This is a genomic window from Sphingobacterium populi, from assembly GCF_001586775.1.
Lineage (GTDB): Bacteria > Bacteroidota > Bacteroidia > Sphingobacteriales > Sphingobacteriaceae > Sphingobacterium > Sphingobacterium populi.
In genome coordinates this window covers 559,426-571,576 of record NZ_LQXS01000001.1, presented here as the reverse complement: position 1 = coordinate 571,576, position 12,151 = coordinate 559,426, and the positions used below count along the sequence as shown (strand labels likewise).

At 39.5% G+C, this 12,151-nt stretch carries 8 protein-coding genes and 1 tRNA gene; 8 read left to right on the top strand and 1 reads right to left on the bottom strand.

Annotated features, from left to right (window positions below):
• Window positions 1-53 precede the first annotated feature (53 nt).
• Complete coding sequence (locus A0125_RS02220; protein WP_066751504.1) at window positions 54-752, top strand: carboxypeptidase-like regulatory domain-containing protein; 699 nt, start codon at window positions 54-56, stop codon at window positions 750-752.
• 106 nt (window positions 753-858) lie between these two features.
• Window positions 859-934 (top strand) — tRNA-Lys (locus tag A0125_RS02215).
• Window positions 935-1,245: 311 nt separating this feature from the next.
• Here A0125_RS02215 and A0125_RS02210 read toward each other — a convergent pair.
• A complete protein-coding gene (locus A0125_RS02210) occupies window positions 1,246-2,409 on the bottom strand; it encodes a hypothetical protein (RefSeq protein ID WP_156472382.1) in 1,164 nt (387 codons plus the stop codon).
• Window positions 2,410-2,698: 289 nt separating this feature from the next.
• On the opposite strand from A0125_RS02210, the gene A0125_RS02205 reads away from it, so the two are divergent.
• The 6 genes from A0125_RS02205 (at window position 2,699) to A0125_RS15740 (ending at window position 12,135) form a co-directional block, all read left to right on the top strand.
• Window positions 2,699-3,277, top strand: coding sequence for an RNA polymerase sigma factor (locus A0125_RS02205; RefSeq protein ID WP_066751497.1), 579 nt, complete (start codon window positions 2,699-2,701; stop codon window positions 3,275-3,277).
• A 102-nt stretch (window positions 3,278-3,379) separates the two neighbouring features.
• Window positions 3,380-4,510 carry a FecR family protein gene (locus A0125_RS02200; RefSeq protein WP_066751493.1) on the top strand — a complete coding sequence of 377 codons (1,131 nt, stop codon included), beginning with the start codon at window positions 3,380-3,382 and terminating at the stop codon, window positions 4,508-4,510.
• A gap of 142 nt (window positions 4,511-4,652) precedes the next feature.
• Entirely contained in the window at window positions 4,653-7,976 is a 3,324-nt protein-coding gene (locus A0125_RS02195) for a SusC/RagA family TonB-linked outer membrane protein (RefSeq protein ID WP_082784851.1), read from the top strand.
• 10 nt (window positions 7,977-7,986) lie between these two features.
• A complete protein-coding gene (locus A0125_RS02190) occupies window positions 7,987-9,423 on the top strand; it encodes a RagB/SusD family nutrient uptake outer membrane protein (protein ID WP_066751489.1) in 1,437 nt (478 codons plus the stop codon).
• A 38-nt stretch (window positions 9,424-9,461) separates the two neighbouring features.
• The gene (locus A0125_RS02185) at window positions 9,462-10,541 is read left to right on the top strand and encodes a hypothetical protein (RefSeq protein WP_066751487.1); all 1,080 of its coding nucleotides are present in this window, start codon (window positions 9,462-9,464) and stop codon (window positions 10,539-10,541) included.
• A gap of 106 nt (window positions 10,542-10,647) precedes the next feature.
• A complete protein-coding gene (locus A0125_RS15740) occupies window positions 10,648-12,135 on the top strand; it encodes a TlpA family protein disulfide reductase (protein WP_066751484.1) in 1,488 nt (495 codons plus the stop codon).
• Window positions 12,136-12,151: the final 16 nt, after the last annotated feature.

Genomic DNA, 12,151 nt, shown 5'->3' with positions numbered 1-12,151 from the left:
GATCATGTATATCCGGATATTAATCAAGAAAACAATACCTGGCGAGCAAACTAATGATGATGAAAACTTATTTATCGATTACCATACTATTAATTTTATTTTTGGCCAATGGGCTTACGGCGAATGGCCAAGAATTGAAAGGTGTGGTCTACGATCTCGAGAGCAGTACTAAACTACGTGGCATCTTAGTCAGAAATCTCAATAGCAACAAACAAACGGAGACCGACAGCGAGGGTAATTTCAGCATCGAAGCTAAAACAAATGATTATCTCCGCCTTTCAGGCGGTGGATACGAAGCCGACACCATCTTTATTTACGAGCCGGCTTTGCGCCGCGTGTATTTGGTTAGAGATCCAGAAACATTAGTAATTAACGAGGTGTACGTGACGCGGTTATCCGATAGCCGTTTGGCCTCAGAAATTGCTCGTGCTAAAAATGATGGCAAAGCTGCGGAAGCAAGTCAGAATCGCGGTGGCTTAAGAGTTTCCCCATCTCGATTGTTTGGAAGACGCGGTAAGCAAGCGCGTAGTAATCTAGACATTTTAATCGCAGAACGCGATAATCGTATGGTAGATCGTGTATTCACTAACCAACTAATTCGATCAATGACACCACTTACCGATGATGAGATTCCATTATTTAGAGAGGGATACCGTCCTAGTTTATCATTTATTGAGAGTGCTACTCCCGAAGATCTAAGAGCGTATATTAGTGAATCTTACACCAAGTATCGTAAGGATAATCCTAAGTAAAACGCAATAAGAATGGAGAAATTTTAAAAAAAATATTGCAATTGTCCGAAAAAAACGTACCTTTGCATCACTTCAAACAACGAAGTATACTTCTAAAAAGAAGTTCGATTCCGTAGCTCAGCTGGTAGAGCATTACACTTTTAATGTAGTGGTCCTGGGTTCGAATCCCAGCGGGATCACCAAGAGTAACACCAAAAATCATTAAAACCCTACAAATCAACAGATTGCAGGGTTTTTTATTTGGGAAAAAGCATCAAAATATGCACAAAATCGCATACTTGAGGTGCGTCATTCGGTGAATCATTGCCAATTTTAAATGACGCACCGAATAAGGTGTTAACTTATTGATCTATAATTCGTTATACCTAAGCAATTCTTTTTAAATCTCGATTGAAATTTTAATACCCGCTAATGCCACCTAGTCTGTGGTCTCTTTACCCTAAAAGAGATAGTCATTTTCGAGAAACCTTGTTAAAAACATTTAAGACAAACACTACCTTCGTTCGGAATTTATAAATTTATCATACTTAATACCGTTAATCGATTTGGTTTTAAATATGAGATTATAATTTGGGTTTTCTTTGCGATCGGGACTATAAGTTGGCTTTGAATCTAAAAAATAATCTAAGAAATTGCCATTGATTACTCCAACTCCATAAAGAACCGAGAAATCACCCACGCCCGAGTAGATATAAAAATCGGAATAAGGTTTATATGAGGGTCTACTTCTTTTTATGTTATTCCTTTCGCCATAATGATATTCAAAATTTGTCCAGAAATATCCTATTAAATTATAATTATCGATTTTTTCTAAAGAATCCAGAAGTATTCGATCAACAGGATAAGCATAAAGCGGTCTACCAGTATAAGTATGCCTATTGGCAATAGTAGTACTTTTGTTTACTGCTGGAGCACTGAAAAAGAGCCCACAAGAATTATATTCGCTTGGATACAAGCCTATTTGATGGCTTAAGTAATAGATTTCAGTTAACGTAACTTGATCAATAAGGTAGTACCTATCTTTCTTCTTTACAACTATCTTGATATCGACTCGTTTTAAATCAACACTTGGAATAGAATCAAAGATCCCCATAGGTGCGTAAATGCCGAAGTAAATGTTATTTAAACTACTTTTTAAAAGAGATTTTGTATCGATGAATGTCACATCTCCTGAATTTACAGATTCGGTTATGTCTATTTTACACTCCTTTTCCTTAGTAAGGGGTGTCACACTTACAACAACATCATAGGGCATACTATTAAAATTGTCTGTGCTTGCCTTGAATCGCTGGTAGATCTCCTTTTTATTATCGCTAGCCCATAAGGATTTACTGGTAGAAAAATAATAATTGTAAATAGTCTGGTTGGGATACTTTTTATCCCTGTGCTCAATTTGAGCGTAATACCTCTTTAAGGTAATCGTGTCACTAAACTGATCTTCCAGATTAGACATATCGAATAATACATAAGAGTAATTAGCTTGCGCAGATGCATTAGCAATATATATATTACTGATTAATACTATCAATAGAATTATCTTGTACATGCTGTTATTTTTGTGAACGATATTATGCATTGTGATAAAGTTATTTAATTCATTTTCAGTTACACCAAAACTATTTAACAAAGACTCAGATAATCTTTTAATCCATTCCACTATCTTCTACTGCATCCAACATATTCTAAAATATGCTGAGACGTATTGGCCGCCGACATCGACGTCTACAACACCGAAAGAATGCAGAAAAATCAATAATGTATCGATATTGTTTCTAAGATCTTAAATATCGACAAGTAAAAGATCGATATTGAAGTAAAATTTTATGATTATCTATAAAAAGATCCTTTATTTTTGAGACTATACACACTATTCCTGTATATTAGCCATACTAATTCCAGTGGTTTACCTTAGAAACCTATGAATTAAGTTAACCGACTGCCAGAATATGGGGGAAAATCAAGTATATAGTGAGTATGAAGATTTAGCACTGATTTCACTGCTGGCTACAGGTGACAAAAATGCATTTGCTGAAATTTTTGAACGTTACAATACTGTTTTATTCGGACATGTGTACAACAAATTGCGGAACAGAGAGGAAGCCAGAGATGTTGTTCAGGAAGTTTTCGTTAAACTTTGGGAAAAACGAGAATCACTAAACATTACGACAAATTTTTCAGGCTATCTCTTCACTATGGCCAGAAATAGTGTGTTTAAATTATTGGAACATAAAACAGTCATAAACAACTTTGCGGATTCGTATAATCAATTTAGAGTACTTGGCGAATCTGTAACGGATCATCTAGCTCGCGAACGCCAGCTCGCCGCACTTATTGATAAGGAAATAGCCTCTCTCCCTCCAAAAATGCGAGAGATTTTTGAACTTAGTCGCAAGCAGCACCTTAGCCACAGAGAGATTGCTACTATGTTAAACATAAGTGAACTGACTGTTAAAGATCAGGTAAAAAAGGCTTTGAGGCAACTTCGAAAGAAAATAGGCGCCTGCTTTATCCTAGTGATTTTTTAGCCAATCGCATATTTAAAAAACTTTTTTTCTTTTTCCATCCCCCCATAGCATTGTTGAGCGGTCTTACTATTAGACTAACTTGCAAATTAGCTCAAATATCAAATGGAAACTGAACTTAGACGACTTATCAAAAGGTATAATGCCGGACAATGTACAGCAGAAGAAATAGCTTGGATCGAGTCGTGGTACAATGAACTCAACGAAGATCAACGCATTGCGCTTAGTGAGGCTGATCTGCACGAAGAAAAATTGTTGATTTGGAAAGAGATCGCGATAAAAACTACACATATTCGTAAAACGAGACTGCTCTATCCAAAAACTATTGCTGCTGCTGCGGCAGCAATTTTACTATTGTTTGGCGCTTGGTTTCTTTTCTATACAGATAGAATGAGCTTGGAGCAAACTGAAACTGCTCTTGTTGCAAAGAGCGATATTGCGCCTGGCCAAGAAGATGCTACCTTAACGTTATCCGACGGACGTAAAATTGTGTTATCGAGTACCCAAAATGGCGAATTAGCCGTCGATTCGGGTGTTCATATCTTCAAATCTCCAGATGGTCAATTAACCTATCAAATAATGGATTCGGACAAAACTGTTGGTGGAATAAATACTCTATCCACAGCAAACGGGCAATCATTCCGAATCAGTTTGCCAGATGGATCATTGGTACACCTAAATGCCGCTTCTAGCATAAGCTATTCGTCAAAACTGGTTGATCACGGCAGAAGAATGGTAAAGCTTGATGGAGAAGCATATTTTGATGTAGCTAGCAACAAGGAGTTACCTTTCGTCGTAGAAACCAGTCAGCAAGAAATTCACGTATTGGGAACTCAATTCAATGTCAATGCTTACGCTGATAATGGGTTTGTAAAGACCACATTAGAAGAAGGTGAAGTAAAAGTGAAATCGGGCAATGCAACTCGCATAATTGCTCCGGGTCAAGAAGCCAAGACGGCGAACGGCCGTTTGGCAGTATCTCCTGCTAATTTGGAAGAAGCGCTCTCTTGGAAAAATGGATACTTCCGCTTCAACGACCAAAAGTTGACGAACGTAATGACCGAATTGTCCAGATGGTACGATATAGAGGTGGTATACACGGATAAAATTATCAATGAAACGTTCACCGGCACATTATCTAGAAATAGAAACATCAGTCAGGCGTTGAATATTCTCGAAAAAACAAATAGCGTGAAATTTAAGATCGAAGGAAGGAGGATTATTGTAACGCAGTGATCAAATAACCTGAAAAGGGCGCATACTGGCGGGGAACCAGCATGAATAATACCCTTACTTGTCTACCACTTATTTCACCGAGGAAATCGCGACAATACTTCAGTCGGTAACCCGGTTATGTTAAACAGACCAAATCTTAACTATGAATACACACATATCTTGCGAGATAATTTTTCGTAGGTCGTTCGAAATTATGAATGCTATCGCACCAGCTACAAGAATTATCCTGCTTATCATTACGGTCTCTACACTGCATTCGAATGCGTATGCGCAGAAGGTAAGTTTGAACGAACGAAATACATCTTTGGTTCAAGTCTTCAATAAAATCAGAGCGCAAACCGGTTACGATTTCATGTTTTCTGGCTCCGCCATGAAAGACACACAAAAAATTACCATCAATGTTCGAGATATGGAATTGAAGCCTGTAATTGACCAGATTTTAAAAGATCAACCGCTAGATTACAAAATAGAGGACAAAGCTGTCATTATCTCCAGAAAAGATGCTAAAACAGCGACGCCTCCTACTCCTCACATTGCAGCTCAGTCTATTGTTATTGGAAAGGTGGAGAATGAAAAAGGTGAGCCACTAATCGGGGTAAATGTCACGATCAAATCGCCAGACATTACCAAAAAACCTAGGACTTTGACTCTCCATGATAATCAAGGTCAATTTATCTTACCAGCCGAACCTACAGATATTTTGCAATTTTCCTTTGTGGGATACCAAGAACAAGAACATCTCGTCTCCAGCTTAAGCCAGCCCGCGATCATAAAAATGGAATCTGCGATAGGTACTTTGGATGAAGTGCAGGTAATCGCCTATGGTACGACCAGTAAGAGATTGAATACGGGCGCTGTATCATCGATCACCTCCGAAGATATCGCTAAGCAGCCAATATCAAACCCTCTGCACGCCTTACAAGGAAGGGTGGCTGGTGCCGTAGTTACACAGGCTTCTGGTTTACCTGGAGCGCAGGTTAATATACTCATACGAAGTGCAACCTCACTACGCGCTGGAACGACACCATTGTACGTGATTGACGGCGTTCCCTTTAACGCGGGAGCTCCAGCATCGCTCAACGGAGCTGGAACGGAGGAAGTCGGCGGGATTTCTGCCCCATCCATTCAGCTGAGTCCCTTTAGTTTTATCAACCCAGATGACATCGAGCGTATGGACATTCTAAAAGATGCAGATGCAACGGCCATATTTGGAACTAAAGGAGCGAATGGTGCCGTGCTGATTACCACGAAGAAAGCCAAAATGGGAAGAACTAGTTTAGATCTTAATCTACAACAAGGCACTGGTTCTGTAGCCCACTTTGTGCCGGTGCTTAGCTTACCGCAGTACTTAGCAATAAGAAGAAAAGCGTACGAAAACGACGGACTGACACCGACTAGTACAACTCCTGGAGCTGCGGATTTATTCTTATGGAGCCAAACCGAAGGAAGGGATTGGCAAAAAGAGTACATGAGTGGTACTGCGCAGTTTACTAATTTAAATGCGACTTTACAAGGTGGCGATGTGAGAACCAAAATGTTGCTCAGTACTAGCTACAATCGCCAAACGACCGTAGCTCCAGGCGATCAATACAATCAAAGGTTATCAACCAGACTGAATGTTGATCACCAATCTGCGGATCAAAAATTCAGTGCAAATGCTACAGTCACCTACGCCTACAGTAATTCTGACATGGCTCGGACTGACTTTGCACAATACTGGAACTTATCGCCTAATAGGCCTCTTTATGAGCCTGATGGCAAACTCAACTGGGCCAATAGGATAAATCCAGATGCCTCCCTCTTACAACGCTACTTGGGAAAAACAAACTCATTTATCAGTGCTTTAAATCTTAATTATCGAATTTCACCAGATTTAGAACTGCGTTTGAACGGAGGATACAACAGAACCACCACGAACCAAAACGGGCAAATGCCAGATATTTCCCAATTCCCTGCACCAGATTCTCCTGTTCCTACGCACAATGCAAGTTTTGGTATTATTGATAATCAATTCTACAGTGTCGAACCACAGCTTAATTATAGACGTACAATTTCCAAGGGGAGCTTAAATGTTTTATTAGGTGTTACGTTCCAAAATACGGACCACGTATCTAACAGTATCAGAGCCGAGAAATATATCAACGCACAGCTACTCGGGGCCATACCGGGAGCTACAAATTATCGACTTACAGGATCTGATAGCCAATATAAATATAACTCCGTTTTTGCCCGTGCAACCTATAATTGGGAGCAAAAATATATCTTTAATGGTATTGTCAGGAGAGACGGCTCATCCAGATTCGGCTCTGATTACAGTTTCGGCAACTTCGGATCTATCGGAGGGGCTTGGATATTTACCAATGAAGCATTTCTTAAAGAGTCGAACTCCTTCCTATCATTCGGTAAACTAAAAGCAAACTGGGGAGTGACCGGTAATGACGCGATTAGTGACTATCTTTATTTATCGCTGTTCAGTACAAACTCCGTATATCAAGGTCAAACCACCTTAAGACCACTAAATCCTTCCAACCCAAAAATACGTTGGGAAACGACACAAAAACTAGATATTGGTTTAGATTTAGGCCTTTTTAGCGATCGGCTATTACTTACTTCTAACTTCTATTTCAACACGACAAACAATCAGTTGGCACCAACCTTTTTGCCTTCCAACACGGGTTTTACCAATTTTTTGGATAATATCCCTGCACGAATTGACATGAAAGGTTGGGAGTTTGAATTGACATCCAACAATTTAAGAAAACGCGACTTTAGTTGGAAAACCTCGCTTAATTTAACGATCCCACGAACTAAAATCGTCAGTATATCTCCCGATTATACTGCAGCAGCAACATTGCCTTTGGGTTATCCACTCACACAAATACGTGGGTATATTTTTGACAGTATAGATCCTGCTACTGGTGTACCATTGTACCAAACTGCGGCTGGAGGCACTACAACAACTCCAACTTTAGAAGATGAACAATGGATTGGCAATACCCAACCAAAATTTTATGGTGGCATCAGTAATGACTTCCAATACAAAGGATTCAGCTTTAGCTTCTTCATAGAAGTGATGAGTCGCGACGGCTACACCAATCCAGTAATGACTAGTTTGGGCGGAGCAAATTTCAACTTATCTCCCTACTTTCTAGAAGGTATGTGGCAACAACCAGGTGATATCGCGACAATACCTAAAGCCACAAATACGCCTGGTGGTTATCCATTTATAGCTCAATCAACATTCGGTTTTGAAGATAATACCTATGCTAAATTAAGAAATATGAGTGCGGCTTACTCCTTACCCATTGCATGGACAAATAAAATACATGTCAAAAATGCAAGACTTTTTGTGAACGCTCAAAACGTCTTCGTGTGGTCCAAATCTAAGTACGTATATGACCCCGAAACCGGACTTTCTACACCACCTTTACGAGTTATCACATTAGGAATTAGTGCCTCACTATAAAGATATTAACATGAAAAATTTAAGTTATAAATTTACAACAGCATGTACCTTGCTACTGGTAGTCATCAGTGTGGCCATTTCTTCCTGCAAAAAATACATTGAGGTTCCTGCTCCCAAGATGAATGTGGGGCGAGATGAAATTTTTGCAGATTCTTCGGCCACGCTTAGTGCAGTTTTAAATCTGTATGAAAATCCTATCGAGACGCTTCATGTTTATGGATCTCTATCGTCTGACGAAGTAGTTATGCCGATTGAGAGTATTATCGGATCCTTCTTGAGTGCGGCCAATACGCAAGCCAACAAACTAAACATCGGGATTGATGGCACTAATCTCACCCCAAATATAATTACAAACCTCTATATGCCGCTTTATAGTAAAATTTATAATGCGAATATCTGCATTGAGGGTATAACTGCATCGAGTGCATACAGCACAGCATATAAAAATCAATTAATTGCCGAGTGTAAATTTTGGCGTGCCTGGAGTTATTACTACCTCACTAATCTGTGGGGCAATGTACCATTGAGCATAACTAGTGATGTCAACGTCAATAAAACGCTGGGAAACTCTACAAACGAAGCGATCTATATCCAAATTATAACTGATCTGATGGATGCCAGAATGCTGCTTTCAGATGTGGAGATGAGTACTGAAAAAATTAGGGTCAATAAAGATGCGGTTACAGCTATGCTAGCGAGAGTCTACTTCACCCAACAGAATTGGCCTGCAGCATTTGCCGAATCCAATACTTTGTTAAGTTCCAGTACTTACCAACTCGAATCAAATTTAAATAATGTTTTTTTAAAGACCAGCCGTGAGACTATTTTTCAAGTGCAAAGCGTTGGAAACACGCCGAATATAACTGGCGCTACCAGAATACCTTCGTTCTTTGCCCCCCTTCTAGGGTTTGCTTTAAATTCTCACCTTAGCCCATCCCTATTAGAAGCAATGGAATCTGGCGATCGGCGTAAGACGGAATGGCTTGCGAACTTCATTGATTTTAACACTTTTCGATCGTTTATTTATCCCGCTAAATACAAACATGCCAATACCGCAGTGAATGGCAACGAGTATTATGTGATGTTCAGACTAGCGGAACAACATCTCATACGGGCGGAGGCCGCTGCGCATTTAAATGACTTCGCTACAGCAGAAAATGATTTGTTTGAGGTAAGAAATAGAGCCGGCTTAACAACTAGAATCAGCATCAATGATTTGCCTACGGCGCTCGCTACCTTAGAGCAGGAAAGACATTTAGAGCTATTTACCGAATGGGCAGATCGTTGGATTAATTTAAAACGTACTGGTAGAATTGATGTTGTGTTGCCAGTAACCAAATTGGGGATTACCGCAGATTACGCGTGGCAACCCCACCAAGCACTGTATCCTTTTTCAGTAGATGACCTGCGTGTGAATGTCGATTTAAAACAAAATCCTGGTTACTAGGCTCTCTAACTAATTTTTAACGAAAAATATTTATAAAAATGGGAATTAAACAAATTTGTGTCAGTATTGGTTGTACACTATTCTTAGGTACAGGTAGTTACGCACAGACCGTACAACTATCGGTAGCGCTCTCGCCCGATATGCACAACGAAGAAACAATCGACCTTTACAACGAGTCAAGAAACCTACGAGTCAGCATACCTTCATCTGGTAAATCTACCTACAAGCAGAATATAAATCTGCCTGATAAAGGCTTCTATATGTTGGAACAAGTCGGCAAGCTATATTTAGCACCGAAAAATAGCTTACAGATCACCAGTGATGATACAAAACAGTACATTTTCAAAGGAAAACAAGCAACAGAAAATGAACTTTTGGCAAAGTTAGCAGTATTAAGACAGCAGATGCTGCCCGAAAACACCTCGATGCCAGGTGTTCCAACATTTAAGCTGCTAAAGCAATCAGTACCCGATTTTTTGATTACGGTAGATGCTTATAAGACCGCGGTCGCCGAATTAGTTAACAGCTCCGAAGATTCACATTTTAAAGAATTGGTCATTGGCGATGCGGACAGCTATAGTCGGGTCATGCTTCAAGGTTTTTCGGGCAGCCATGGTGCCGATTCTGTATTGCACGAGCAAGCACAATTATATTTTCAGAATCCAGCATCTAAAAATGATCCCAACTATAGTTTTAAGCATTTGCGCATGCGCATATTGCCCTACTACGACGATTTTCTTAACGAAGAGGACCTAGAAACAGTACGAAAAGCCTATACTGATCATTTGGATCTCAACGACAAAGATTTACTTCAGAACTCTCCATCGTACGCCAAAATCGTCTCCATTATATCCTTTTCAGATATGCCTATTGATGAAAAAAGAATGCAGGAGTCATATGATAAAAGGTTTGAATCTATACCTGAAAAGTTCGAGGATGAACAGTTTGTGGAGGAAATGCAAGTACAGCAAGGGGCAGAATATTTACATTTTTTACATGGTTTGGGGCTGGATATCGAAGGAGCTTACTCCCATTTAAAATCTCTAGTTACCTCACAAAAAGTCAACGAGCGTATCGATAAGTTATATGCTGCGCTGAAAAAACCAAATTCGATTTGATCCTAAATCGAATTCAATAGTTCAAATAAAATGGAGCTGTCGCCCTACACGATGTTAAAAACTCGCCTGCGACAGACGGATCATAAATGCTAAAAAAAACTATCACATGAGACTCAAATTACTATTAGCAGCTGCATCTGCACTTTTGCTGAATATCACCATAGCCCAGAAGGTAAGTATAAAAGGTAAGCTCCATATCACAGATACCACGGAAACCTTAAAATTAATCAATATGTACACAGGTTTGGATATTACCATTCCTGTTAATGATGACAAATCCTTTGAAAGCATCATCAATATTCCTGAAAAAGGTATTTATGTACTTAGTCCTATCTCAGAGGTTTACTTGGCACCCGGTGCTAAAATAGAAATGCTGCCCGATGATCAGACAGGTTACCAATTCTCGGGTTCCTTCGCCACAGAAAACAACATCATAATGAGCCTGAAAGATCAAGAAAAGATGTTGCCCTTAGGTGGAGAGTTGGGAATTTACTTTTCAGCGGTCAACCAAAGCCCCTCAATATTTATTGAACAGCTCAATAAATACGAAACAGCCGTAAATAAAAAAATAGTGACCTCATCCGATCCATTCTTTACAAAAACCTACAAAACAAACAAAAAAAATGAGGCACAGCTGGTATTAAGAAAATATAAAGAGTATTACGGCTTAGACTCGGCTATTTTTAAGAAAGTGATGAACCCAACCAAAGCCGCATATTATACGTCTCCCAACGACCAATATAAACTACTCTCCTATCAAGTTTATGCTCTGAAAGCAGAGGTACTAACCCCGAGCGAAAGTTGGCAAATAGATTCAGCAGCCAAAGTATCTGATTGGAATGATGAATTTTCTTACAAGAATTCATATTCCTATCGGGAAAACATCATGAGTAGCTTAAAAGATATTGTGCTCCGCAAACAAACTGAGACAACGAAGTTAATGCCCGATCAAGAAGCCCTAAGGATTCTTGCGATTGTGGATGATTTAATCGACAATGAAACCATGAACCATGAGGTTAAAGGCGTTAATGGGATAGCTTATTTAAGATCAGCCAAAGACGGGCTACACACTGACTCCATTTACCAATTGATGGCCAATTTAGAGCTTTCTGATCACCTGCGTAAACAGGCAAATGATCTACAAAATAGTAATCAACTATTAAAAGCGGACCCACAATCTTTGGATTTTGCATACACGACGGTAGATGAAGAAGTAGTCACCCTGAAAAGCATGCGTGGTAAATATGTGTACATTGACCTTTGGGCAACTTGGTGTGCTCCGTGTAAAGCGGAAATTCCACATTTAAGAAAACTGGAAGAAAAATACAAAGGAAAGAACATCCAATTCGTAAGTATTTCTTTGGACAAACAGGCCGATAAAAAAACTTGGGCTAGTTATGTAAGAGAGCAAAAACTACCTGGAGTACAGATTATGGCCGACAAAGATTTCCGATCGACTTTTGTCCAAGCGTTTCAGGTAGCTTCTATCCCTAGGTTTTTATTGATTGCGCCAGACGGACAAATTGTTTCTGCTGATGCGCTTCGGCCATCTAATGCAGCATTACAAAACCAGTTAGATACGCTACTAAATTAAAAAGGTAGGCCGTTAT